Source organism: Streptomyces sp. 1114.5 (genome assembly GCF_003635085.1).
Taxonomy (GTDB): Bacteria; Actinomycetota; Actinomycetes; order Streptomycetales; family Streptomycetaceae; genus Kitasatospora.
In genome coordinates this window covers 1,600,356-1,624,687 of the sequence record NZ_RBXE01000001.1, presented here as the reverse complement: position 1 = coordinate 1,624,687, position 24,332 = coordinate 1,600,356, and the positions used below count along the sequence as shown (strand labels likewise).

Below are 24,332 nucleotides of genomic sequence, written 5' to 3'. Positions count from 1 at the left end.
AGTCGTCAGGCCGGAACGCTAACCACGGCCCGGGAATGAAGCTGCTCAGTTTGGAGCAGACCGCTCGGCCGCCCGTCGCCGACGCTGGCCGCTACATAGCGGAAGGTGGGAGCGATGCGAATTCTGCTGCTCGGAGCCGAGGGACTGCTCGGCACCACGGTGCGGACCACCGCCGAGGCGGATCCCCGAGTGACCGAACTGGTGGCGCTCGGCCGCAAGGACGTCGACATCACCAGCCAGGAGCAGGTGAGCCGGATCGTCCGGGAGGTGCGGCCGGACGCCTGCGTCAACACGGCCGCGCTGATGCCCGCCGACCTGTGCGACCGGACGCCCGAGCAGGCGTACGCCGTCAACGTGCTCGGCGCGCGGTGGGTCAGCCAGGCGTGCTCGGCGGTCGGCGCGGTACCGGTGTACATCAGCACCGACTTCGTCTTCGACGGGCAGGGCGACCGCGCCTACCGTCCGGACGATCTGCCGCGGCCGGTGCAGACCTACGGCATCACCAAGCTGGCCGGCGAACACGAGACCCGGCTCGGTAGCGAGCGCCATCTGATAACCCGCACCGCCTGCCTGTTCGGCCCTCCGCCGACCAGCGGGACGGCCCGGGCCTCGTTCGTCGACCGGGTGGCCGAGGTCGCCCGGGCCGGCGGCGACCTCAAGGTCGTCGACAACGTCGTGATGTCCCCGACCTACACGGTGGACCTCGCGACCACGATCCTCGACCTGCTGCACCACCGGGCCGACAGCGGCGTCTACCACGTGACCAACGAAGGCAGCACCTCGTGGTACCGGCTCTGCGTGGCCGCCCTGGAGCGGCTGGGCATCGACGCCCCGGTCACCCCGGTGGAGGAGCAGTTCTTCACCTCGGCACCGCGCCCGCACCACACCCCGCTGACCGGTGGACTGCCCGCGTTCGTCCGGCGGATCCGGCGCCCGTGGCAGGACGCACTCGACGAGTACTTGGGAGCACGCGATGAGCGATGACCGCGACCGCTACCTGGATCTGATGAAGCGGATCCTGACCAATGTGATCTACCAGGACCCGCCGACCGAGGTGTTCTGGCTCGACGGCAAGGGCTACAACGCCGAGCGCCGCGAGAACGGCGTGGACTGGCCGACGGTCGCCCACACCATGGTCGGCCGCAAGCGGCTGGACAACCTGCAGGACTGCGTGGAACGGGTGATCGCCGACGGCGTCCCGGGCGACCTGATCGAGACCGGGGTGTGGCGCGGCGGCGTCACCATCTTCATGCGCGCCCTGCTGGCCGCGTACGACGAGAAGGACCGGACGGTCTGGGTCGCGGACTCCTTCGAGGGCATCCCCGACTCCACCACCGGGGACGAGCGGGACCGGAAGATCGCCCTGGACCGCTTCAACGACGTGCTGGCCGTCTCCCAGGCGGAGGTCGAGGAGAACTTCCGCCGCTACGGCCTGCTCGACGACCAGGTGCGCTTCCTGCCGGGCTGGTTCGAGACCACCCTGCCGGCGGCGCCGATCGACCGGCTGGCCGTGCTGCGGCTGGACGGCGACCTCTACGGGTCGACGATGGACGCCCTGGTCAACCTCTATCCCAAGCTGTCCGTCGGCGGCTACGTGATCGTCGACGACTACGTCATCTCGGCGTGCCGCGAGGCGATCCACGACTACCGTGAGGCGCACGGCATCACCGACGAGATGATCCCGATCGACGACAGCAGCGTCTACTGGCGACGGACGTCCTGACCTGAAAGGCCACACCATGACCACCCACGCAAAGGGCACGCTCGACGTCACCGACTGGGTCGAGTCGCTGATCGCGGAGACCGACGGCCAGGCCAAGCAGGCCACCGCCCACTCGCAGGCCGCGTTCAGCGGCGACCTGGAGGGCAACGGCCGCTCCGACTGGCTGCTCACCTACCCGGCCGACGGCCCCGCGCACTTCGTCGGCACGCAGCGCTTCGAGGGCAAGGTGGCCGGCCGGGCCGGCTCCTTCGTGCTGCACGTCCGTGGCACCTTCGACGGCGCCGGCGCCCACGTCACCTGGGACGTCGTCCCGGGCTCGGGCTCCGGCGAGCTGGCCGGCCTGACCGGCTCGGGCGGCTACGAGAACGCGGACTACACCCTGGACTTCTCCCTCGCCTGACCGCATGCCGGAGGGGGCCGACGCGGAATGCGTCGGCCCCCTCCGGCGTTCGGCGCCCCGGTCAGTCGGCCCGGAGCAGGACCGGCAGGGCGGCCAGTCCGCGCATCACCCGGGTGGGCCGCCACTGCAGCTCCTCCGGGGCGCAGGCCAGGCGCGGCCGCGGGAAGCGGCGCAGCAGCTCGCCGAAGGCGATCTCCCCGGTCATCCGGGCCAGCGGGACGCCCAGGCAGCGGTGGATGCCGTGCCCGTAGGCGAGGTGCGGGTTCGGGTGGCGGGTGATGTCCAGCCGGTCGGGGTCGGTGAAGCGGCGCTCGTCCCGGTCGGCCGAGTTCATGATGACGGAGACGATCCCGCCCTGCGGGATGACGGTGTCCCCCAGCTCGATCGGCTCGCGGGCGATCCGCAGGGTCGACAGCGCCACCGAGCCGTCGTAGCGCAGGAACTCGTCGATCGCGGTCGGCAGCAGACCGAGGTCCGCGGTCAGCAGCTCCAGCTGGTCCGGGTGGTTCAGCAGGGCGAGCACGCCGTTGGCGAGCATGCTGACGGTCGGCTCCTGACCGGTGTTCAGGAGGAAGATCAGCAGCGCGATCGTCTCCTGCTCGGTCAGCGGGTCGCCGGCCTCGCGCGCCAGCAGCAGCGAGGTGAGCACGTCCGGCTCGCCGGCCGGAGCGGCGCCGACGGCGTCGCGCAGCTCGGCCACCCGGCGGCCGATCAGCTCGGCGAAGAACCGCCGCATGTGGGTGTAGGCCTCGGCCCGGCTCATCACCGCCCCCGCGGCACCGGGCCGGGTGAGGCCGGCCGACGCCCAGACCCGGTACTCGTCGAAGTCGTCGACCGGCACGCCGAGGATCTCGCCCATGGTGCGGACCGCGAGCGGCAGCGCGTAGTCGGCGATCAGGTCGACCGGCTCGCCCGGGTCGAGCCCGTCGAGCAGCGCGGCGGCGGTCCGCTCGATGCGCGGGCGCAGCGCGGCGGCCCGGCCGGGGCTGAAGCTGCGCTGGATCATGCCGCGCAGCCGGGTGTGGTCCGGCGGGTCGGAGTTGAGCAGGTGGAACATGTACTGGTCGGTCTCGGCGTCGCCGGTGACGTACCCGGCGGCGAGCAGCTCGTCCCAGGCGGCGCGCGGGTCCTTGGTCAGGCGCGGGTCGGCCAGCATCTGCCGGCCGTGCTCGTAGCCGGTGACGGTCCAGCGGCAGAGCCCGGTCGGCTCCTGGACGAGGTGGACCCCGCCGGCGGCCCGCAGGGCGGCGTAGCGGGGGTACGGGTCCGGGTCGGAGCCGTCCGGGAGCGGTACGGGTGCGGGGCGTTCGGTCACCGGTTCTCCCACGGCATCTGCTGGTGGCTGGCGAAGTTGGCGATCCGGTGCTGGACCACCGGGGAGGACATCAGCCGGGCGAACTCGGTGACGGCGGTCCGCTCCAGTTCCTCGGCGGGCAGCCACATCCGCTCGAAGTACCGCTTGCCGTCGGCGATGACGCGGTCGTCGAGCTTGCCGAGTCGGGCCGCGAGGCGGCGCAGGGTCGGCTCCGGGTCCGCCAGCAGCTCGTCCACCAGGTTCACCTGGGCCGCCCGGGCCGCGGTGACCGGCAGCGTGCTCATGGTCATCGAGTAGGCCGGCTGGAACCCGGCACGGCGGACCAGGAAGGGCATCACGCAGCAGGGCAGCAGGCCCCAGAGCGCCTCCGGCAGGGCGAAGGTGCTGCGCTCGGTGGCGTAGACGAAGTCGCTGGCGGCCACGATGCCGACACCGCCGCCGGTGACCCGGCCGTCCACCACCGAGACGATGATCCGGGGGCTGGTGGTGAACCGCTTGAGCAGCCCGTAGAACACCTCGCCGCCGCGCACCGCCAGTTCGTCGCCGGCCCGGTTGCTGCCGGCGGCCGCGGTGAAGTCCATGCCGGAGCAGAACACCGGGCCGACCCCCTCCAGCACCACCATCCGCAGTGCCGGGTCGGCCTCGGCCCGGTCGAGCACGGCGTGCAGCTCCTCCATCAGCACGCCGTTGATGCTGTTCCCGTACTCGGGGCGGTTGATCACCACGCGGAGCATCTCGCGCCGGCGGGTGACCACCAGGGTGCGGTACCCCGGCTCGGTGGCCGCGGTCAGGTCGGGTGTCCCATCCATGTCGCTCTCAGCTCCAGCGATACCGGCGGTGGAAGTCCACCACCTCGTCGAGTACCAGCAGCCCCCGCCCGGCGAAGTGGCTGTCGTAGACGGCGGCGTAGGGCGAGACGTCGTACGTGTGGTCGCGCACCCCGCACATCCGGTCCAGGCTCAGGTCGCTGATCAGCTCGTACTCGGGCATGCTCAGCGCGTACCGGTCGGCGATCGCGGCGGCGATGCCGCGCTCGGCGAGCCGCTGCCCGCCCTGCGGGGTGACCACGCCGCTGTAGAACTCCGAGGCGCAGCCCGAGCCGTACGAGAACATCCCGAGCCGCCTGGGCGCGCTGGTGTCCACGTTGTCGATCAGCGAGCAGAGCGCCAGGTACAGCGCGGCCGAGTAGACGTTGCCGACCTGCGTGGCGTACCGCAGGCACGGCTCGACCCGGGCCGCGAAGTCCGCGTCGACCTCGGCGGCGGGGGCCGGGCTCTCGGCCCGGCGCAGCCGCCGGTAGGCGCCGGTGACCATGCCGGCGAAGGGGGTGTGGAAGACCAGGTGGTCGAAGGTGGTCATCAGGTCGGCCGACGGCACGCGCTCCCGGTACGCCCGGTAGCTGTGCACCAGGCACTCCATGTAGGCCATCAGCGAGAGGTCGGAGTTCCCCGCCTCCAGGTCCGGGCGGGGCCGGAGGGTGTCCATCACCTCGAAGCTGTGGAAGCCGTTGGCGCCCGGGTCGAGGGCCAGGACCTGCGGGTCGTGGCCGACCAGCATGGCCACCGAGCCGGCGCCCTGGGAGGGCTCCCAGTAGGTGTCGCGGGCGGCGACGCTCGACGCGTCGGCCGCGATCACCAGCGCCTTGGCCCCGGGGACGGGACTGGCGCCGATGATCCCGGCCGCGCTCTGCAGCGCCGCCGTCCCGCCGTAGCACGCGTGCTTGACCTCGTACGAGCGGCAGCGCTTGCCGAGGCCGAGGTAGTGCTGCACGTAGGTGCTGATCGGCTTGCCGAAGTCCAGGCCGGACTCGGTGCCCACGATGACCAGCTCGATGCGGTCCCGCTCCTGCGGCGTCAGCGCGTCCACGAGCGGCTTGGCCGCGTTCACCGCGTTGGTGACCGGGTCCTCGCACGGCAGGTTGACGGACTTGCGCTCCATCAGGAGGTTGCCCATGCGGCGGTCGTCCAGGCCGCGGGCCTCGAAGAGCTGCTGAACGCCGAGCGAGGCCCGCCCGACGTAGGCGTTGATCGCCTCGATGCCCACGGCCATCGCGCTCAGCCCGCCGTCGGGGCGTACGGGACCAGGACGGTGTCCTGGATGCTGCCCGGGACGAACAGGTCGCCCCAGCCACCACCGCCGTGCTCGTCCGGCACGCGCTTCTTGCCGTGCAGCTCCTGGTAGCCGGCGTCGGCGGCGAGCGCGTCGATCTTCTCGTAGGCGTCCAGCGAGCGCAGGTGGATCAGCCAGTGCAGGGTGTCCTGGCGGCCGAAGATCTCCTCGTACAGGAAGGAGGTGACCTCGCCGGGCAGCGCCGTGTTGACGTACTCCGACCACTCGACGCCGTAGTAGCGGGCCTGGTCGCGCAGCGAGTAGCGGGCCTTGGCGGTGCGCAGCACGATCGCGCCCGCGGTGGCGGTGGTCAGCTGCTGGTCGACCGGCTGGCTGGTCTGGTACTTGGCCGGGTCGGTGAACATCTCGGCCGGGTCGATCTCGCCCTCCGGCGGGTGGCCCACGCCGTGCTGCGGGCAGAGGATGCGCTCGGAGAAGGTGCCGGGCATGAACATCCGCTCCCAGTTGCCGCCGCCCTTGGCGGGCAGCCGGTCCAGGGTGGAGATGTCCTGGTACTCGCGGTCGTGGTCGACCATCTTCAGCAGGCGCTGGTAGTCGTGCGGCGACTTCAGGTGGACGAACCAGTGCATCCTGTCCTTGGTGCCCAGCACCTCCTTGAAGAGGTAGGTGCCCATCACGTCGCCCTGGGCGTTGTTCAGGTAGTTGACCAGGTCGATCGAGAACTTGCCGCCCTCCTCGGCGAATCCGTACTCAAGCTGACCGGTGCGGTGCACGGTGAAACCGGAGTTCGCCGAGTGCAGGGCCGGCGCCTTCGGCTGGAGCGTCTCTTCCGTCATGAGTCCACCTCTGTTTCGTCTTCGGGTGTCGAGGCCCACCGGACCAGCCGGTCGGCGGTGTCAGCGGGGCTGGGCAGGGTGGCCAGCTCGGCGCGTACCTGCTGTGCGGCGGTGCGCAGGCCGTCGTCGCCGACGAGGCGGGCGAAGTCGCCCGCGAGGTCGCTGCCGTCCTCGCCGGACAGTCCGCAGCCGCGCCGCCGGACGGCCTCGGCGTTGATGAACTGGTCGGCGATGTGCGGGATCACCAGCTGCGGGAGCCCGGCGTCCAGGGCGGTCATCGTGGTGGACGAGCCGCCGTGGTGCACGATCGCCGAGCAGGAACGCAGCAGCGCGCCCAGCGGGACGTAGCCGCAGCCGCGCACGTTGGGCGGCAGCGGGCCCAGCTCGGCCAGCTGCCGTTCGTCGGCGGTGAGCACGAAGTCCGCGTCGGTCCGCGCGGCGGCCGCGACGACCTGACCGAAGCCGTCCGAGCCCAGTTCGGGCAGGACGGTGCCGAGGGTCACCGCGATGCGCGGTCGTTCCTGCTCGGCGAAGAGCCAGTCACCGGCCGAACCGCCGCCGTTGAACGGCACGTAGCGCATCGGCAGGCCGTACGCGGGGCCGACCGCCATGCTCGGCGGGCAGACGTCCAGCGCCGTGTGCCGGGCCGGCCGGCCGACGCCGTACCGCTCGTACTCGGCGGCCAGCGCCGCGGCCACGGCGTCGACGGCCTCGGGGCCGCGGGCGAAGCCGATCGGGTGCTCCACCGCCGGCACCCCGAGCAGGGCGGCCACCAGCGGGCCGCCGCCCTGCATGGTCTCGTACACGACCAGGTCCGGCTGCCAACGGGTGGCGACCTCGACCAGGCCGTCCAGCGTGGCGGCGGAGATCTGGCCGAAGATCCGGCTCGCGAAGGCCCAGCCGTTGCCGTCCGCCACGTGCCGGGCCAGGCGGGCGGCGTCGATGTGACGGGCGGCCAGCTCGGCCGGGCTGATCCCCAGGCTCCGGGCCTCCTCGGCGGTCCGGGCCCGCATCCGGTCGCGCAGCTCGGCCATCCGCTCGCGCGAGGCGATCTCGGCGACGGTGACGCCCGCGCCGACGATGGCCGGCAGGTCACCGGGGAGGCGGCCCGCCGTGGCGAACAGCACCTCGTGCCCGGCGGCGCGCAGCGCCCAGGTCAGCGGGACGGTGGCGAAGGTGTGGCCGGCGCCCGGCGAGGCCGTGACGAGAACGCGCACGGACTACGCCCACCAGTCCCGGACGCCGCCCTCGTCGCAGCCGAACTGGCGCCAGATCATGTCGTCCTTGACGACGTACGAGCCGACCGCGACGATCTCCTCGCCCTTGATGCGCAGCACCGTGCGGGTCATGATCTGGTCGTCGCTGTGGACGTACTCCAGGACCTCGACGAACTCCGGGTTCAGCTCGTCGTACTTGTCCAGCAGGTCGCTGATGGCCTCGCGGCCCTCCAGCACGCCCTGGAAGCGGAGCGACTTGACCTCGGGGTGGTAGCAGGTCATCAGCAGATCGCGGTCGTTGGCCATCATGGCCTGGATCTGGCGGCGGAAGACGGGGTGGAGGGCGGCAAAGGGGTCGGACACGCTGGTCTCCTGGCGGTGGTGGGTCGGTTCGGCGGGTCCGCCGATGCGGCCAGTCTCCGGAGCCGTCCACCGCCCGTCTGCTCAATTGGGAGCAGCTGCGACGGACCCCACCGCCCATGCTCGCGACATGACCACAGAATCCGATTCCGGCGTCGCCCCGACGCTCGACAACGCGGCCATCGAGCAGCTGATCCTGGCCGCCGACGGCCGGGACGAGAACATCCACGAGGTCGTCGAGAAGCTCGGCGTCCCCGAGGTCTGCGCCGTGCTCGCCGACGAGATCGCCTTCCGCGCCGACGTCCCGATCATGGACCTCTTCGACACCGAGCTCGACCTCCAGCTCGACGTCGTCCACGGCGACCTCCGGGTCAGCCACGTCCTGACCGCCGTGCACGGCGAGCCGGTCCGGCTGCGCCCCGGCACCGGCGAGTACGCCGCGATGGTCATCGAGTACGACCTGACCGACCTGGTCCGCGACCTGTTCGGCCCGGCCCGCGAGCACCGCACCGGCCGCCGCCGCACGGTGCCGCAGTTCGAGAAGGCCGCCGCCCGCCGCTCCGACCTGAGGATCCTCGCGGTCACCCGCTCCGCCACCCAGGCGATCACGGCCGTGCTGTCGGGCATCGACAAGCCGGGCGACCTCGGGAACCTGGCCGCGCGCTACTACTCGGACAAGTGGGGTGGGATGCACTGGTTCACCTCGCACTACGAGAACCACTTCAAGGACCTGCGGGACAAGCCCGTCCGGGTGCTGGAGATCGGCGTCGGCGGCTACATGACCACCACCTTCGGCGGCGGCTCGCTGCGGATGTGGCGGCGCTACTTCACCCGCGGCCTGGTCTACGGCCTGGACATCTTCGACAAGACGGTGGCCGACCAGCCCCGGGTCAAGACGCTCATCGGCAGCCAGAACGACCCGGAGTACCTGAACCGGATGGCCGCCGAGTACGGCCCGTTCGACGTGATCGTCGACGACGGCAGCCACGTCAACGAGCACGTGCTGACCTCGTTCCGCACCCTGCTGCCGCACCTCAACCCGGGCGGCGTCTACGTGATCGAGGACACCTGGACCGCGTACGCCCCCGGCTACGGCGGCGTGGAGGGCAAGGCCGCCGGCCAGGGCACCTCGATCGGCCTGGTCAAGGAGCTCGTCGACGCGATCCACCACGAGGAGCACACCGGCCCCGACGCCGGGGGCGAGCCCTCCTTCCAGGAGGCCAACGTGGTCGGCCTGCACGTCTACCACAACCTCGCGGTGATCCAGAAGGGCATCAACGCCGAAGGCGCCGTGCCGTCCTGGTGCCCGCGCACCCCGCCGGCGGCCTGAGATGGCGCAGGCCCCCTTCACCCTGGTCGACCCGGAGGACGGCCCCGGGTACGTGCCCAGCTACGCCCAGGCCGTGCTGGTGCCGACCACCTCGAAGCTGCTCTTCATCAGCGGTCAGGCGCCGCAGACCGCCGACGGCTTCGTACCCGAGTCCTTCGAGGACCAGTGCCGGCTGGCCTGGAGCAACCTCGTCTCCGTCCTCGCCGCCGCCGACATGACGGTCGAGAACCTCGTCCGGGTCACCATCACGCTCTCCGACCTGAGCCACCGCGAGGCCAACTCCCGGATCCGCAGGGAGTTCCTGGGCGATCACCGGCCGGCCCTGGTCGGCATCGTCGCCGACATCTGGGTGGACTCCTGGTTCCTGGAGATCGAGGCCGTCGCGGCCGCCTGACCCGACCCGCACCCCACCGAATCCCACGAAGAATCACGAACGGGACCGCCCATGACCAAACCCGAGGCGTTCAACGTCCTCCGTACCACCGACAGCGGCGAACTGATCGTCGTCGCCGACTACGCGGCGAACGGCCGTCCGGCCGCCAACTTCCACGACCTGGCCAAGCTGCTCCGGACCGAGCACACCATCTGGGAGACCGCTCCCGTCCCGTGGGGGCAGGAGAGCGGGCTCACCGGTCAGGACCAGGCCGAGCGCTGGCTGCGCGGCATCCGCGACAGCGGCCTCAAGGTCCGTGCCCTGATGGGCTTCTGCGGCGGCGGCATCTACGCCTCCGTGATGGCCGACCGGATCGCCGAGTGGCAGGGCGAGCACCCGGAGCTGCTGCTCTTCGACCCCGGCTTCGCCGAGCGGCGGATGCTCACCGAGCACATCGAGAGCTTCTACCGCCGACTGGCGAAGGCGTTCACCGAGGACCAGCTCGCCGACGCCAAGGAGCGGCTGGCCGAGGCGGACGCCGGCGCGTCGAACGCGCTGGAGCTGGCCGGCCGGCTCACCCCGCTGTGCCAGGAGGTGCTGAAGTCCGCCATCGTCCGCGCCGGTTGGAGCGAGCAGGCGGCCGGCAACACCGCCGACCTGGTCAACGGCTACCTGCACTGGCTGGGCGCGGCCGTCGACCTGGACCCGCGGCCGGGCTGGGCGCGGGCGAGCGTGCTCAACTCCTCCAACCCGGACATCGGCCTGCACATCATCCCCGAGCCGGAGCGCTCGGAGATGTTCGGCGAGGCGCACTTCTTCGACGTGGTCCACGCCGACCTGCTGAAGACCCCCGAGGTGGCCCGCACGGCGGACGAGCTGCTGGCCCGGCCCGTCGTCACGGCCGGATCTGCTCAGAAATGAGCAGACCCACGCGATCCGGAGTGGACAGCATGCCCGTGCCCGGAGTGGCGCGTCGACGGACGGACGGCACGGCGACCGGCGAGGACCGGGGCTCGCGGCTGCGCGCCTCGGTGCGGCCGTTCGCCGAGCTGATGACCCGTCCGGAGATGGTCGCCGCGGTCTTCGCGATCTGGCCGCAGCCGATCCCGCCGCTCCTCCCCCTGTATCAGACCAACAGCGAAGAGGCAGACCATGAGTAAGCGCGTCACCGGCTCCTTCACCTTCTCCACCTGGGAGGGCGAGGACGTCGTCCAGTGGGACGAGGCCCAGATGCAGCGCAACAAGGGCGCCAAGATCTTCACCGGTGACATCACCGGGACCAGCCGGCTGGAGTGCGTCATGCTCGGCTCCGAGGGCGGCGCCGCCGTCTACGTGGGCGCCGAGCGCCTGGAGCTGGAGTTCGACGGCCTCAAGGGCAGCTTCTTCCTCACCCACCGCTCGATGGCCTACGACGGCAAGTACGACAAGACGCTGGTCATCGTGCCCGGTTCGGGCACCGGCGACCTGGTCGGCATCACCGGCAAGGCCGAGATCCTGCCCGGCCACGACTTCGTCCTGGAGTACGACCTTGAGTCCTGAGACTCCGACCGTGCTCACCACGCCCGACCTGCTCCGGCACCGCGCCGGCGTGCAGCCCGACGGCGTCGCCTTCATCGTCGACGGCGGCGGCGAACTCACCTACCGCGACTGGGACGAGCGCTCCGACGCCGTCGCCAACCAGCTGGTCGCCGACGGCGTCGGCCGCGGCGACCGGGTCGGCCTGCTGTTCGGCGGCCTGGAGTGGACCGACTACGCCGTCGGGTACTTCGGCGTGCTCAAGGCCGGCGCCACCGCCGTCCACCTGAACGCCGACATGCCCGCCTGCGAGCTGAGCCGGCGGCTGACCCTCACCTCGGTGTCCGGGCTGCTGCACGCCGACGGCCGCGCCCTGCCCGCCGGGTTCTCCGGCTGGTCGGCCGCGGTCTCCGGGCTCGACGGCGGACCGGGACCGGTCAAGGCCGAGGTCGAGCCCGAGGACATCGCGGACATCGTCTTCACCTCCGGCACCACCGGTGCCGCGAAGGCGTACACCGTGCCGCACGGCAACGCCACCTTCGGCCGCACCATCGGCGCGATGAGCGCGTTCGGCGACTCGGCGTACATGCTGACGATGCTGCAGATCGCCACCAGCAGCAGCGCCACCGCCCTGAACATCTCGACGATCTCCCAGGTCGTCACCGTTCTCGGCCCGCTGCGCGACGCGGACCGGCTGGGGCAGCTCATCGAGCAGTACCGCACCGGCATCGTCGCCATCACGCCGTACTTCGCCGACCGGCTGGTCGCGCTGCGGCTCGCCGAGAAGTACGACCTGTCGTCGATCACCATGTTCGCCTGCGGCTCCTCACCCCTGGCCCCGGCCCGGGCGAAGAAGCTGCTGGAACTCGTGCCCGGCGCCGCGATCACCAGTGCGTGCTCGCAGTCCGAAGCCAACCCGGCGATCTGCATCAACACCTTCGACCCCGAGCGGCCGATGTCGGTCGGCCGGCCCACGCCGGTCACCGAGCTGCGGATCGTGGACGAGTCGGGCGAGGAGCTGCCCGCCGGGCAGCTCGGCGAGATCTGGCTGCGGCACCCCGCACCCAAGCGGCTCTACCTGGGCCTGGCCGAGGTGAACGCGCGGATCGAGGCGGACGGCTGGTACCGCACCGGCGACCTGGGCCGGCTGGACGAGGAGGGCTTCCTGCACTTCTTCGACCGCCGGGTGGACGCCGTGCGCACCGCGGACGGACTGGTCTCGACTCCGGCCGTCGAGGCGGCCCTGTACGAGCACCCCGCGGTGTTCGAGGCCGCCGCCTTCGGCGTCCCGGCGCCGGGGTCGCCCGACGGCGAGGTCCAACACGTGGCGGTCGCCGTCGTGCTGGACCCGGACGCCGGCGACGTCGACCTGGACGCGCACCTGGCCGGACTGCTCGAACCCGGCCAACGGCCGGTCCGCACCGTCGTCCTGGAGAAGTTGCCCCGCAACTCGCAGAACAAGGTGCTCAAGCGCGATCTCCGCGAGCTGTACTCCTGACCGCTCGACACGAGGGGGCTCCACCGGGAGCCCCCTCGTGTCGTGTCGGCACCGGCCCCTTCCCACTCCCCCCGAGGAGAGAGACCCCATGACAGAAGCGAACCCGACCCCCGCGGGGGCCGAGGAGCTCGACCCGCGCCGGTGGCTCGCCCTGGTCGTGCTGCTGACCGCGAGCCTGATCGACGTCATCGACGTCACCATCGTCAACATCGCCATGCCGGACATCCGGACCGACACCGGCGCCTCGTACGCCGCGCTGCAGTGGATCAGCGCCGGCTACGCGCTGGCCTTCGCGGTCGGCCTGATCACCGGCGGCCGGCTCGGCGACATCTACGGCCGCAAGCGGATGGTCCTGACCGGCATCGGCGTCTTCACGCTGGCCTCCGCGCTGTGCGCCGCCGCTGCCAACCCGGAGATGCTGATCGGCGCGCGCGTCCTGCAGGGCGCCGGCGCCGCGCTGATGGTCCCCCAGGTGCTCTCGATCATCCACGTCACCTTCCCCGACCACGAGCGCGGCAAGGTCTTCGGGATGTTCGGCGGCGTGATCGGCATGGGCGCCGTGATCGGCCCGATCGTCGGCGCGCTCCTGGTCGAGTCCGACCTGGGCGGTCTCGGCTGGCGCAGCATCTTCCTGCTGAACCTGCCGCTGGGCCTGGCCGGCCTGGTGCTCGGCCGGATGCACATCGCCGAGTCCCGCGCCCCCCAGGCGCTGCGCCTCGACCCGGTGGGCATCGCGCTGGCCAGCGTCGGCCTGCTGATGCTGTTCCTGCCGCTGACCGTCGAGCAGGCCCGCGGCACCTGGGCCCCGGTGCTGCTGATCGGCAGCCTGGTGGTGTTCGGGGTCTTCCTCCGGTACGAGCAGCTGAAGAGCCGCCGGGACAACTCCCCCGTGGTGGAGCTGTCGCTGTTCAAGGTGCGCAGCTTCGCGGCCGGCATCGGCGTGCAGCTGAGCGTCAGCGCGGCCTGCGGCGTCTTCCTGCTGGCATGGACCCTCTACCTGCAGTTCGGGCTCGGCTGGAGCCCGCTGAAGACCGGTCTGACCAGTGTGCCCAACGCGGTCGCGACCTCGGTCGCGGCGGGCGTGGCCATGCAGAAGCTGATGGCGTACGGGCGCAAGGTGCTGCAGGCGGGTGCCCTGGTGATGGCGTCGGGCGCGCTGCTCTACGGCTGGGAGGCGGTCCACTACGGCGCCGGCATCCAGCCGTGGCAGATGATCCTGCCGCTGGCCGTGATGGGCACGGGCATGGGCCTGATCATCGCCCCGCTCACCGGGTCGGTGCTCTCCCAGGTGCCGTTCCAGCACGCCGGTTCGGCCTCGGGCCTGATCAACACGGCCAACCAGCTGGGCATCGCGCTCGGCGTCGGCCTCGCCTCGGTGCCGTTCCTCGGCGTCGTCGGCGACGTCACCCCGGTGGCGGGCCGGCAGAACTCGCCCGAGGTCTTCGGCCAGGGCTTCTCGGACTCACTGTGGTGGGTGGCCGGTGGCCTGCTGATCGCCTTCCTGCTGATGCTGCTGCTGCCGGGCACCGCCCCGCAGCCGGGGGCGATGCCCGCCCCGGCCGAGCCCGCCGAGCAGGGCGAGCCGACCGCGCAGGGCGAGCCGGCCGCGGTCTGACCGGTACGCGAACGGAGGAGGGGCCCCGGCGTCCGGGGCCCCTCCTCCGTCGTTCCCGTCCCCGGGTAGGCCCTGGGGCCTACCCGGCCGCGACGGCGCCGCGGGCCGGGACCAGCGTCGGCGCCGCCTCGACCAGCGATCTGGTCCACTCGTCCTGCGGGTCGGTCAGCACGGTGGCGACCGGGCCCTCCTCGCGGACCAGGCCGTCGACCAGGACCAGCACCCGATCGGCGACCCGGGCGAGCACGCCCAGGTCGTGGGTGATGAACACGACCGCCAGGCCGAGCCGGGCCCGCAGCCCGTTGAGCAGGTCCAGCACCCCGGCCTGGACCCTGACGTCCAGGCTGGCCGTCACCTCGTCGCAGATCAGCACGTCGGGCCGGGCCGCCAGGGCGCGGGCGATCGCCACCCGCTGCCGCTGCCCGCCGGAGAGCTGGTGCGGGTAGCGGTCGGCCAACGCGGGGTCGAGGTCCACCAGGGCGAGCAGGCGGTCCGCCTCCGCGGCGGCGGCCTCCCGCCCCAGCCCGTGCAGCCGCCGCAGCGGCCGCACGAGGGCGGAGGCGACGGTGCGGCGCGGGTTGAGCGAGAGCGTCGCGTCCTGGGCGATCAGCTGGACCCGCCGCCGTTGGTCGACGCTGCGGGCGCGCAGCCCGGCGGGCAGCGGCTCGCCGTGCAGCTCGACCGTGCCGCGGTCGGGGCGGTGGTGACCGCTGACGCAGCGCGCCAGGGTCGTCTTGCCGGCGCCGGAGAGCCCGAGCAGTGCCACGCACTCGCCGGCCGCCACCTCGAAGGACACACCGGGCGAGCGGTCGGTGCTCGGCCTGCGCCCGTATCCGGCGCGCAGTCCGTCCACCCGGAGCACGGGCGGCCGGTCGCGGCCGGCGTCCGGCGGTGCGGCCGGCGGTGCGTCCGCGTCGAGGAGCTGGGAGACCACCGGTGCGGCGCTCAGCAGTTCGGCCGTGTACGGCGCGGCGGGCGCGCTGAAGGCCCGGGCCAGCGGGGCGTCCTCCACGACCGCGCCGTCGCGCATCACGACCAGCCGGTCGGCCATCCGGGCCACCGCGGTCAGGTCGTGGGTGATGAAGAGCAACGTCAGCTCCTGGGCGGTGACCAGCTCGTCGATCTGGTCGAGCACCCGGCGCTGGGTGAGCATGTCGAGCCCGGTGGTCGGCTCGTCCAGGACGAGCACCCGCGGGTCCGGAGCCAGTGCCCTGGCCAGCGCCAGCCGCTGCTGCTGGCCGCCGGAGAGCTGGTGCGGGAAGCGCCGCTGGAACGCCCGGTCGGTGGGCAGGCCCACCCGCTCCAGGTGCCCGGCGACGTCCCGGCCGGCGGCCGGGTCGGCGAGTTCGGCGATCTGCTCGCCGACCCGGAGGGTCGGGGTCAGGTGCGCGGGCGGGTCCTGCGGCAGGTAGGAGACGACCCGGCGGCGGACGGAGCGCAGCGCGGCCGGGTCGAGGTCCAGCACGTCGTGGCCGGCCAGCCGGACCCGCCCGCCGGCCCGGCGCAGGCCGGGGCGGACCGAGCCGAGCACGGCGTGCGCCAGGGTGGTCTTCCCGGAGCCCGACTCGCCGACGATGCCGACGCGCTCGCCGGCGGCGACGCTCAGGGAGAGGCCGTCCAGGACGACCCGGCCGTCGGGGGCGCGCAGGTCCAGACCGGATATCTCGATCATGACGGGATCCTCGCGGTCAGCCGGTCGAGGACCAGGTTGGCCGACACGGTCAGACAGCTCAGCGCCAGCGCGGGCACCACGACCCCCCACGGTGACAGCCCCACTCCCTCGATGTTCTCGCTGATCATTGATCCCCAGTTGGCGTCGCCCGGCCCGAAACCGAGGAAGCCGGCCGAGGCGGTGATGAAGATGGCGATCGCGAAGCGGCTGCCGGCGTCGGCCAGGATCGGCCGGGCGATGTTCGGCAGGACCTCGCGCACCATCACGGTGATCGGTCCGTCCCCCAGGGCCACCGCCTGCTCCACGTAGCCGCTGCGGACCACCGTCAGGGTGGCCGTCCGGGCCATCCGGGAGACGAACGGCACGCCGGTGACCAGCACGGCCACGACCAGCGTCGGCCCGGAGTAGCCCCAGCCGTGCAGCAGGATCAGCAGCAGCAGGATCGGCGGGACGACCAGGAAGAGGCTGCTCAGCCGCGACAGCACCGCGTCGAGCGGGCCGCCGAGGTAGCCGGAGACCAGGCCGACCGCGGTGCCGAGCACCAGGGTGAGCAGCGTGCCCAGCAGCGGCAGCAGGACCAGGTCCCGGCCGCCGCAGAGGAACCGGACCCAGACGTCCCGGCCGGAGCCGTCCGCGCCGAGCGGCAGGGCGTCCCCGCGCAGCGCGTACGGGACCGCCACCACCCGGCCCGGGTCGTGGTCGGCGAGCAACGGGCCGAACAGCGCGACCAGCAGCACCACGGCGACCGGGGCCAGCAGCAGCGCCCGCAGCATCCGGCGCGTCATGAGGCGCTCCGCAAGCGGGGCGTGGCCAGTACGGCCAGCGCGTCGGCCAGCAGCAGGCAAACCACGGTCACCCCGGCGAGCAGCAGGCCGACCCCCTCCAGCACCGGCGTGTCGTGGTGGCGGACGGCGCCCACCATGGTCTCCGACAGCCCCGGGTAGTTGAAGACCCGCTCGACCACAGCGGTGCCGCCGAACAGCGCGGCGACCAGCCAGGCGAAGGTCTGGGCGCAGGGCGCCACGGTGGCGGGCAGCAGGTGGCGCCAGAGCACCCGGCGCTCCGGCAGCCCGGCCAGCCGCGCCGCCTCGACGTACGGGGCCGCATTGGCGTCCACCACCGCGGCCCGGACGATCCGGCTGGCCCACGCCGCCGCGAAGAACGAGAGCGAGAGCACCGGCAGCACCAGGATCTCCGGCCGGTCCAGCGGGGTGCCGCCGAACGGCACCAACGAGACCGCGGGGAGGAGGCCCAGGCCGGTGCCGAGGCCCAGCACGAGCAGCACCGCGATGACGAACTGCGGCACCGACACCACGGCCACGGCCGCACCGGAGAGCACCCGGTCGAGCCGGCCGCCGGGGCGCAGGCCGCAGGCCAGGCCGAGCGCGGTCGCCGCCACCAGGGTGACCACCACGGTGATCCCGACCAGCAGCGCGGTGTCCAGGAAGGGTTCGGTCACCACCTCCAGGACCGGCTTGCGGTCGTACAGGCTGTGGCCGAGGTCGCCGCGCACGGCCCGGCCGATCCAGGACAGGAACTGCGTCGGCAGCGGCCGGTCGAGACCGTACTCGGCGCGCACCCGGGCCACCTCGTCCGGCGTCGCGCTGGCTCCGAGCGAGGAGCTGGCCGCGTCGCCCGGCAGCACCGCGGAGCCCGCGAACAGGATGACCGAGGCGCCGAGGAGAGTCCCCAGCGCCCCGGTCAGCTGTCGGACCGCGGCCGGTATCGGCCGCCGCATCAGGCCGCCGTGGCCGTGGTGAAGACCGGCAGGCCGCCGATCCGGGTGACGCCGGAGAGCTTCAGCCGCGAGGCGTCCATCTGCTCCTGGAAGCCCCAGACGACGTCGCCGCCGTTGTCGTAGAAGTCGCGCTCGATCTGGGTGAAGGCGTTCGCGCGCTGGTTGTCGTCGACGATCAGCTGCGCGTCGGCGAGCTTCTTCCAGTGGTCGGGGCCGGCGCCGGTGACGTTGAAGAACGCCACCTGGGTGGTGGTCGCCGCCAGGTGCAGGGCCGCCGGACGGTTGGCGTAGTAGAACGCCTGGAACGGGTTCTTGGTCAGGTTCGGCATGTCGGCGTAGTACGAGTCGGCCGGCACGGTCTGCAGCTTGAGCGTCACGCCCGCGTCGGCGAGCTGCTGCTGGAACAGCTTGGAGGCCTCCAGCATGCCGGGGACGATGTCGCCGGTGCGCAGCGTCAGTTCGGTGACGCCGGCCTCCTGGAACAGCTTCTTGGCCTCGGCCACGTCACGGCCGCGGGTCGGCAGGTCGGTGGCGTAGCCGGGCAGGCCCAGGCCGACCACGTCGTTGCCGACGGTGCCGCTGCCCAGCAGCGCGGTGTCCGTCAGCTGCTTGCGGTCGACGGCCAGTCGCACCGCCTTGCGGACGTTCGGGTTGTCGAAGGGGGCGATGGTCTGGTTCATCGAGAAGGACAGCGCGCTGGCGCCGGCCACCCCGCCCTTGGTGATGGTGATCGCGCTGTTGGCCTTCTCGGCGGCGGCGCCGACCGGGCTGATGCCCACGGCGTAGTCGACCTGGCCGCTCTTCACTGCGTTCAGCCGGGTCGCCGCGTCGGCGATCTTGATCAGTTCGAGGTTCTTCACCTGCGGCTTGGAGCCCCAGTAGTCCTCGTTGGCCACCAGCTTGACGTTCTGTCCGTCCACGCCGGCCAGCTTGTACGGGCCGGAGCCGATGCCCTTGGAGAAGTCGGTGGTGCCGTCCGGGAAGACCGGCGAGTACGTGACCAGGACGCCCTCGCGGAAGTCGCCGCGCGGGCGCTTGAGCGGGACCGTCACGGTCTGCTCGTCGACCGCCTTGATGCCGGCCAGGTCGACGTCGGCGTAGACGGAGGCCCGGCTGCTCGGCGCGGTGCCGACGGTCCGCAGGCTGTACGCGACGTCGTTGGCGGTCACCGGCCGGCCGTCGTGGAACTTGACGCCCTTGCGCAGGGTGATCGTCCACAGCGTGCCGTCCTGGTTCGGCTGCACCGACTCGGCCAGGACGTTGGTGTACTTGTCGCCGTTGAGCACCATCAGGCTGTCGTACAGGTGGTACATGACCATGGTGCTCAGGCCGTTGCCGATCGAGCGCGGGTCCAGACCGGCCGAGGTGGTCGGGTCGGTGACCGCGATCTTCAGGCTCTCCACCGGCTTCGCCGCCGCGACGGCGGCGGGGCCGGCGGCCTCCGGCTTCCCGCAGGCGGTGAGCAGACCGCCACCGGCCGTCACGGCAAGGGCCACGGCCCCGACCTTCTTCAGGAACGCGCGGCGTACCAACGCCGGCATGGTGGCAGACATCTCTTCGTCCCCCTCGGGATACGACTGTGGATCGATGCCCAGGAGAGTCACACCGCCGCCGCGAAAGGGCTGCTCAATACTGAACAGACCGACCGGACCGGCCACCGCGATGGTGGCGGTGCCAACCGGTGCGGCCAGCCGCCGCACCGGACGCCACGTGTCCCAGGAAAGGCCGGTTCATGGTCGTCGCGGAAATCATCAAGGACATCCTCGTCACGGACGTGTTCGTGGAGGTGCCGGTCGAGCAGATGAAGGAGGACGACAGCCTGCGGGACGTCTACGGCCTCGACTCGCTCGGCTTCGTGGAGCTGCGCGCGCAGTGCGAGAACCGCTTCGGCGTGACCATCTCCGCCGACGAGTTCACCCCCGACCAGTTCGGCACCATCGCCGACGTCGCCGCCCTGGTGGAGCGCCTCCAGAGCGCCCCGGCCGCGCGGTAACGCCGTGGCCGCCGAGGTCCGCCCCGACGACGTCTGCGTCACCGGTCTGGCCTGGACGACCCCGCTCGGCGACACGCCCGACGGCGTGTGGCGGCGCCTGCTGGCGGGCGAGCACGGGTTGCGGGAGACGCCGTCGCCCTACCCGGTGCGCAACGTCCTGGCCGCCACGGTGCCCGGGCTCGACCTCGCGGCACCGGCGACCGAACGCCAACTCGCCCTGACCGTCCAGACGCTGACGTCGGGCCTGGCCTCGGCCGGGCTCGACCCGGCCGACCCGGGCGTCCGCATCGTGCTCGGCACGAGCTACGGCCCGCTGCTGGACGAGCCGGCGGCCGTCGCCGACGACTGGGCGGTGGCCGCCGCCCGCCGGATCGGGCACCCGCACCGGCCGGTCACGGTCAGCACCGCCTGCTCCGCCGGGTCCGACGCGATCCTGCTCGCCGCCGAACTGATCCGCGCCGGACACGCCGACGCCGTGGTGGCCGGCGGCGTGGACGTGCTGACCCTCGGCAAGCGGCTCGGCCACACCGCCCTCGGCACCATGAGCCCCGACCTGCTGCGTGCCTTCGACCGGGAACACTCCGGCATGCTGCTCGGCGAGGGCGCGGCCGTCCTGGTGCTGGAGCGGGCCGAGGCCGCACACCGGCGCGGCGCACCCGTCCGGGCCGTGCTGCGCGGCGCCGGCTCCGCCAACGACGCCTCCGGCCTGACCGCCCCCGACCCGACCGGCGACAGCATCGTGCTCGCCGTGCGGCGCGCCCTCGCCACGGCCGGCCGCACCACGCGGGACGTCACCGTCCTCAACGCCCACGCCACCGGGACACCGGTCAACGACGCGGTGGAGATCACCAGTCTGCGCCGGCTCTTCGCCGGGACGGACGGCCCGCCGGTCGTGTTCGCGACCAAGGGAGCGCTCGGCCACAGCCTGGGCGCCACCGGCGCGATCGAGGCCGTGTCGGTCCTGCTCGCACTGCGCGACCGGCTCGTCCCCCCGGTGTACGGGCTGCGGGACCCGCTGCCGGACTTCCCGCTGCCGCTGGCCGTCGACGGCCCGCGCGCGGTGGCCCCGGGGCTCGGGGCCAGCCTGACCATCGGCTTCGGCGGGTTCAACACCTGCCTGCTCTTCGAGGGAGTGGACGCGTGAGGCCCGGAGCACCGCCCGCGCTCGCCGTCGCGGCACTCGGGGTGGCCCGTGCGGCCAACCCCGCCGAGTACGCGCGCAACGCGCCGTCCTTCTTCGCCGACCCGGTCGCCTGGCTGGTCGCCGCCGCCGTGGAACGGGCCCTGGAGGCGTCCCCGGACGACCTCACCGCGCAGCCCGACCACGTCGGTGTGGTGGCCCTGAGCGGCGACTGCTCGGCCATCACCATGGCGGCGGTGGCCGCCTCGGCGAGCCGCGGCATGGTCTCCCCGCTGCGGTTCGCCGGCTCCAACCCCGGAGTGCTGGCCGGCCTGCCGTGCATCCGCTGGAAGTTCCGGGGCCCGACCCTGACGCTGTCCATGCCGCCGGAGCACGGCCTGCCGGCGGCGGCCGTCGCCGCCTCCGCCTGGCTGCGCGGCGGCCAGGCGCGCCACGTCCTGATCGCCACCCACCTGGTCGAGGACGGGGTGCACGTGGCGCGGTGCGCCGTCACCCGGGCCACCGGGCCGGGCGGAGACGGCCGGCAGGAGCTCGACCTGCTCCTCGGCGACCGCCCCGCGGCCGCCCGACCCGCGTGAGGTCCGCGTGAGCCGGACCCGCGCAGCCGAACCTCGTACGAGCAACGGAGTGACCGCAGTGAGCCTGGACCTCATCGACCTGCCCTTCGGGTGGGACGACGTCAACGCCTTCCTCGACCGCGCCGTGGACCTGAACCGGACCGGCACCGGAGCCGGCTTCGCGGACGTCACCGCCGACGTGGCGGGCCTGGGCCTGGCGCCCGGCACCCCGGTCGTCATCGCCCTGCCCAACGGCCGGCCCCTCCTGGAGCACTGGTTCGCGGTGCTGCTGACCGGCGGCGTCCCGCTGACGGTGTCACCCGCCACCTCCTCGGCCCGGATCGCGGAGCTGTCCGCCCGCACCGGAGCCGGCGCCGTGATCGCGCTGCGGCCCGACCCGGCCCGCTACGGCGCGGCGGACAGCCTGCCCGTCGGCGACGCCCGGGCCGTGCTGCTGCCGACCGACGGCCCCCGACACCCGGCCGGCTCGGTGCTGATGCTCACCTCCGGCACCTCCGGGCTGTTCAGCGCCTGTCTGCACCGGGCGGACTCGCTGGTCCGCAACGCACGCCGGCACGCCGAGGCGGTGGGCCTGCGGCCGGACGACACCGTCTTCGTCAACCTGCCGCTGTTCTACTCCTACGCGATCGTCGCCCAAGCCCTCGCAGCCCTCCTGGTCGGCGCCCGACTGGTCATCTCCGGGCCCCCGTTCTCGCCGGCCACCTACCCGGGCCTCCTCGCCGAGCACGGGATCACCTCGTCCTCCGTCACCCCGACCATCGCGCGGCTGCTCCTGCGCCGCGGCGAGAAGCTGCCGTCCGGCCTGCGGATGCTCACGGTCGGCGGCGACCAGCTGCCCGCCGAGCAGGTCGCCGGTCTGCTCCGGGCCGTCCCGGACACCGAGCTGTACGTGACCTACGGGCTCACCGAGGCCGGGCCCCGGGTTGCCACCCTGGCCGCGCACCGGGAGCCGGAGCACCGATTCGGCTCGGTCGGCCTGCCGCTGCCCGGCGTCGGCGTCGAGCTGCGCGACGTCCGGGACGGTGTGGGCGAGCTGCTCGTCCGCACCGACACCGCGCTCGTCGCCAAGCTCGGCGGGAACGGCGACCGCGCGCTGGCCACACCCGGATTGGTCGCCACCGGCGACCGCTTCCGGATCGACGAGGACGGCTACCTGTACTTCGACGGCCGCCTCTCGGACTTCCTCGTCGTCAAGGGCGAGAAGGTCTCGCTCTCCGCAGTGCGCCGGCTCGCACTGGCCCAGCCGGGCGTGGTCGGCTGCACCACCCGGGTCGGCACCGAACCGGACGGTTCCCCGCACTACGAGCTGGACATCCGACTCGACGAGGACGCCGCCGGGCAGGCCGAGCGGATCAGACGGTCGGTGCTGTCCTTCCTGCTGCCGGGAGAGCGGCCGCGGACCGTCTCGATCGGCGCGGCGGACCCGGCGGCCCTGCAGAAGTGATCCGCCCGCCCGGAACGCACCGCGGCCCGCCCGGAACGCACCGCGGCCCGCCCGGAAGACTCCGGGCGGGCCGCGGTGCGTTCGGTGGCCACGGGGCGTGCGCCACGGGCCCGGGGCCTGTCTAGGGCCGCTCGGCCAGCGTCAGCCGGATCGGCTGGGTGATCCGGTAGTGCCCGTCCGCCGTCCGGTACGGCTCCAGGAACTCCCCGGCCGCCGCCCGCACCCGGTCGTGCTGCTCCACCGGGATCCGATCCCAGGTGGCCCGCTGCCCGTGCGATCTGGACCACTGCTGCCAGTGGTCCAGGTCGCGGAGGAGCACGTCGAGCTCGAAGGTCGTGGTCCTCGCCGCGGTGAAGCCCGCCGAGGTGACCAGCCGCTCGACGCCCTCGTCGCTGTCGAAGGGGCTCGCCGCCGAGAACGCCCGCGGCGGCAGGAACGGCCGGAACACCCCGTCCAGCCAGCCCGAGGAGTGGTCGGAGAACGTCGACAGGCCCAACCGGCCGCCGGGCACCAGGAGTTCGCGCCAGGCCCGGAGTGCGCGGCCGGGCGCCGGAAGGAAGAAGACCACGAAGGACGCGACCGCCACGTCGTAGCCCCCGGTGGGCAGCTCCGGCGCGCCGGCGTCCATCACGGCCACGTCGACGTTGCCGAGCCCGCGCGCGGCCGCGTCCTGCCGGGTCGCCGCGACCATTCCGGACGACAGGTCGATCCCGGTCGCCCGTCCCTGCGGCCCCACCGCGTCGGCCAGCGCGAAGAGCGCCGCACCGCGGCCGCAGCCCAGGTCCAGCGCCCGCTCCCCCGGCCTCGCCCCGGTCTCCCGGACCAGCCGCTCGGCGATCGGCGTGAACCAGGGCACGCCGACGTTGTCGTACTCCTCGACCACGCGGTCGAAGACCGCCGCGACCTGCGCACTGCGTTGCGCTACCGACATGACACTCAAGGGGTACCCCTATCGTCGTGGCCGCCCGTCGAGCGTACTGCGGACGTGTAGCGGCTCCAGCTGAATGATCACCCGTTGCATCGGCGCGACGGCCCGGTAGGGCTCGCCCCGGTATCGGTACGACAACCGGTCCAGGTGTGCCCCGGCTCCCTCGGTCCGGGTGGCGACCAGCGCCGTCTCGACGTGCACCACCCGGTACATGTCCTGCGGGTCCATCAGCAGCAACGTGGCCTGCCGATCCCGTTCGACCTGGGCCAGCCAGTGCGCTCCGCGCCAGCTGTTGAACCAGAAGTACCCGTCGTGGAACTCGAACCAGGCCGGGTTCATCTTGACCGACCCGCTCTGTCGGCGGGTGCCCACGATGATCGGGAGCGGCTCCGCGAGAAAGGCCAGCGTCGCCTCGCTGATCAGCACCGTCGTTCCTTTCGCAGGCGGCCGAGAAGGGGCGGGTCCATCGTCCCGGCGGCGCGGCGGGCGGTCTGTGCACAATTGAGCGGCGGATCCCGGGATCTTCTGATGTCGTCCGGGGTGTCGTCGGGGCGCCCGTCCGGGTGGGCCCCGTACCGGGTGGAAG

At 72.7% G+C, this 24,332-nt stretch carries 26 protein-coding genes; 14 read left to right on the top strand and 12 right to left on the bottom strand.

The genetic code is table 11. The features are described 5' to 3' along the window. Window positions 1-114: 114 nt before the first annotated feature. Genes rfbD through BX285_RS07100 form a run of 3 tightly spaced genes read left to right on the top strand, consistent with a single transcriptional unit; the run spans window position 115 to window position 2,123 of the window. Window positions 115-984 (top strand): dTDP-4-dehydrorhamnose reductase, encoded by an 870-nt coding sequence (gene rfbD / locus BX285_RS07110; protein WP_097237217.1) that lies wholly within the window; start codon window positions 115-117, stop codon window positions 982-984. Continuing rightward, entirely contained in the window at window positions 974-1,723 is a 750-nt protein-coding gene (locus BX285_RS07105; RefSeq protein ID WP_097237216.1) for a TylF/MycF family methyltransferase, read from the top strand. The genes rfbD and BX285_RS07105 overlap by 11 nt, the downstream gene beginning before the upstream one ends. A 16-nt stretch (window positions 1,724-1,739) precedes the next feature. Beyond that, complete coding sequence (locus BX285_RS07100) at window positions 1,740-2,123, top strand: DUF3224 domain-containing protein (RefSeq protein WP_121174721.1); 384 nt, start codon at window positions 1,740-1,742, stop codon at window positions 2,121-2,123. Between the two features lie 61 nt (window positions 2,124-2,184). Here the strand turns inward: BX285_RS07100 and BX285_RS07095 are convergent, their stop codons facing one another. Genes BX285_RS07095 through BX285_RS07070 form a run of 6 tightly spaced genes read right to left on the bottom strand, consistent with a single transcriptional unit; the run spans window position 2,185 to window position 7,924 of the window. Beyond that, window positions 2,185-3,438 carry a cytochrome P450 gene (locus BX285_RS07095; protein WP_097237214.1) on the bottom strand — a complete coding sequence of 418 codons (1,254 nt, stop codon included), beginning with the start codon at window positions 3,436-3,438 and terminating at the stop codon, window positions 2,185-2,187. After that, window positions 3,435-4,247, bottom strand: a complete 813-nt coding sequence (locus BX285_RS07090; protein ID WP_097237212.1) for an enoyl-CoA hydratase-related protein — start codon at window positions 4,245-4,247, stop codon at window positions 3,435-3,437. The genes BX285_RS07095 and BX285_RS07090 overlap by 4 nt, the downstream gene beginning before the upstream one ends. A 7-nt stretch (window positions 4,248-4,254) precedes the next feature. After that, window positions 4,255-5,487 carry a hydroxymethylglutaryl-CoA synthase family protein gene (locus BX285_RS39140; RefSeq protein WP_179852828.1) on the bottom strand — a complete coding sequence of 411 codons (1,233 nt, stop codon included), beginning with the start codon at window positions 5,485-5,487 and terminating at the stop codon, window positions 4,255-4,257. 5 nt (window positions 5,488-5,492) lie between these two features. Then, window positions 5,493-6,344: a DUF6039 family protein gene (locus BX285_RS07080; RefSeq protein WP_097237211.1), complete on the bottom strand. Its 852-nt coding sequence runs from the start codon at window positions 6,342-6,344 to the stop codon at window positions 5,493-5,495. Further along, entirely contained in the window at window positions 6,341-7,561 is a 1,221-nt protein-coding gene (locus BX285_RS07075; protein ID WP_097237210.1) for a nucleotide disphospho-sugar-binding domain-containing protein, read from the bottom strand. Before BX285_RS07075 ends, BX285_RS07080 begins: the two co-directional genes overlap by 4 nt. A 3-nt stretch (window positions 7,562-7,564) precedes the next feature. Beyond that, a complete protein-coding gene (locus BX285_RS07070; RefSeq protein ID WP_097237209.1) occupies window positions 7,565-7,924 on the bottom strand; it encodes a nuclear transport factor 2 family protein in 360 nt (119 codons plus the stop codon). 127 nt (window positions 7,925-8,051) lie between these two features. On the opposite strand from BX285_RS07070, the gene BX285_RS07065 reads away from it, so the two are divergent. The 7 genes from BX285_RS07065 (at window position 8,052) to BX285_RS07035 (ending at window position 14,252) form a co-directional block, all read left to right on the top strand. After that, entirely contained in the window at window positions 8,052-9,251 is a 1,200-nt protein-coding gene (locus BX285_RS07065) for a class I SAM-dependent methyltransferase (RefSeq protein ID WP_097237207.1), read from the top strand. Between the two features lies 1 nt (window position 9,252). Continuing rightward, window positions 9,253-9,645, top strand: a complete 393-nt coding sequence (locus tag BX285_RS07060) for a RidA family protein (RefSeq protein WP_097237206.1) — start codon at window positions 9,253-9,255, stop codon at window positions 9,643-9,645. A 51-nt stretch (window positions 9,646-9,696) separates the two neighbouring features. Next, complete coding sequence (locus tag BX285_RS07055) at window positions 9,697-10,545, top strand: hypothetical protein (RefSeq protein ID WP_097237205.1); 849 nt, start codon at window positions 9,697-9,699, stop codon at window positions 10,543-10,545. Window positions 10,546-10,574: 29 nt separating this feature from the next. Continuing rightward, window positions 10,575-10,784: a hypothetical protein gene (locus tag BX285_RS07050; RefSeq protein ID WP_097237203.1), complete on the top strand. Its 210-nt coding sequence runs from the start codon at window positions 10,575-10,577 to the stop codon at window positions 10,782-10,784. Continuing rightward, window positions 10,777-11,163, top strand: coding sequence for a DUF3224 domain-containing protein (locus BX285_RS07045; RefSeq protein ID WP_097237202.1), 387 nt, complete (start codon window positions 10,777-10,779; stop codon window positions 11,161-11,163). Before BX285_RS07050 ends, BX285_RS07045 begins: the two co-directional genes overlap by 8 nt. Further along, window positions 11,153-12,637: a class I adenylate-forming enzyme family protein gene (locus tag BX285_RS07040; RefSeq protein WP_097237200.1), complete on the top strand. Its 1,485-nt coding sequence runs from the start codon at window positions 11,153-11,155 to the stop codon at window positions 12,635-12,637. The genes BX285_RS07045 and BX285_RS07040 overlap by 11 nt, the downstream gene beginning before the upstream one ends. Window positions 12,638-12,725: 88 nt before the next feature. After that, window positions 12,726-14,252: an MFS transporter gene (locus BX285_RS07035; RefSeq protein WP_097237199.1), complete on the top strand. Its 1,527-nt coding sequence runs from the start codon at window positions 12,726-12,728 to the stop codon at window positions 14,250-14,252. 79 nt (window positions 14,253-14,331) lie between these two features. Here the strand turns inward: BX285_RS07035 and BX285_RS07030 are convergent, their stop codons facing one another. Genes BX285_RS07030 through BX285_RS07015 form a run of 4 tightly spaced genes read right to left on the bottom strand, consistent with a single transcriptional unit; the run spans window position 14,332 to window position 19,215 of the window. Continuing rightward, window positions 14,332-15,924, bottom strand: coding sequence for an ABC transporter ATP-binding protein (locus BX285_RS07030; protein WP_097237198.1), 1,593 nt, complete (start codon window positions 15,922-15,924; stop codon window positions 14,332-14,334). Further along, window positions 15,921-16,709, bottom strand: a complete 789-nt coding sequence (locus BX285_RS07025; RefSeq protein WP_097237197.1) for an ABC transporter permease — start codon at window positions 16,707-16,709, stop codon at window positions 15,921-15,923. The genes BX285_RS07030 and BX285_RS07025 overlap by 4 nt, the downstream gene beginning before the upstream one ends. After that, on the bottom strand, window positions 16,706-17,662 hold the full coding sequence (locus tag BX285_RS07020) for an ABC transporter permease (RefSeq protein WP_097237196.1): 957 nt from the start codon (window positions 17,660-17,662) through the stop codon (window positions 16,706-16,708). Before BX285_RS07020 ends, BX285_RS07025 begins: the two co-directional genes overlap by 4 nt. Continuing rightward, a complete protein-coding gene (locus BX285_RS07015; protein WP_121174720.1) occupies window positions 17,662-19,215 on the bottom strand; it encodes an ABC transporter substrate-binding protein in 1,554 nt (517 codons plus the stop codon). The genes BX285_RS07020 and BX285_RS07015 overlap by 1 nt, the downstream gene beginning before the upstream one ends. Window positions 19,216-19,394: 179 nt before the next feature. Between BX285_RS07015 and BX285_RS07010 the strand changes: the two genes are divergently transcribed. Genes BX285_RS07010 through BX285_RS06995 form a run of 4 tightly spaced genes read left to right on the top strand, consistent with a single transcriptional unit; the run spans window position 19,395 to window position 22,818 of the window. Further along, a complete protein-coding gene (locus BX285_RS07010; RefSeq protein ID WP_097237194.1) occupies window positions 19,395-19,655 on the top strand; it encodes an acyl carrier protein in 261 nt (86 codons plus the stop codon). 4 nt (window positions 19,656-19,659) lie between these two features. Beyond that, complete coding sequence (locus tag BX285_RS07005) at window positions 19,660-20,799, top strand: beta-ketoacyl-[acyl-carrier-protein] synthase family protein (protein ID WP_121174719.1); 1,140 nt, start codon at window positions 19,660-19,662, stop codon at window positions 20,797-20,799. Next, entirely contained in the window at window positions 20,796-21,374 is a 579-nt protein-coding gene (locus BX285_RS07000) for a hypothetical protein (RefSeq protein WP_121174718.1), read from the top strand. The genes BX285_RS07005 and BX285_RS07000 overlap by 4 nt, the downstream gene beginning before the upstream one ends. A 49-nt stretch (window positions 21,375-21,423) precedes the next feature. Then, window positions 21,424-22,818 (top strand): class I adenylate-forming enzyme family protein, encoded by a 1,395-nt coding sequence (locus BX285_RS06995; RefSeq protein WP_220783903.1) that lies wholly within the window; start codon window positions 21,424-21,426, stop codon window positions 22,816-22,818. 121 nt (window positions 22,819-22,939) lie between these two features. Here the strand turns inward: BX285_RS06995 and BX285_RS06990 are convergent, their stop codons facing one another. Continuing rightward, window positions 22,940-23,749, bottom strand: coding sequence for a class I SAM-dependent methyltransferase (locus tag BX285_RS06990; RefSeq protein WP_121174716.1), 810 nt, complete (start codon window positions 23,747-23,749; stop codon window positions 22,940-22,942). 18 nt (window positions 23,750-23,767) lie between these two features. Then, window positions 23,768-24,172 (bottom strand): pyridoxamine 5'-phosphate oxidase family protein, encoded by a 405-nt coding sequence (locus BX285_RS06985; RefSeq protein WP_183107018.1) that lies wholly within the window; start codon window positions 24,170-24,172, stop codon window positions 23,768-23,770. Window positions 24,173-24,332 lie beyond the last annotated feature (160 nt).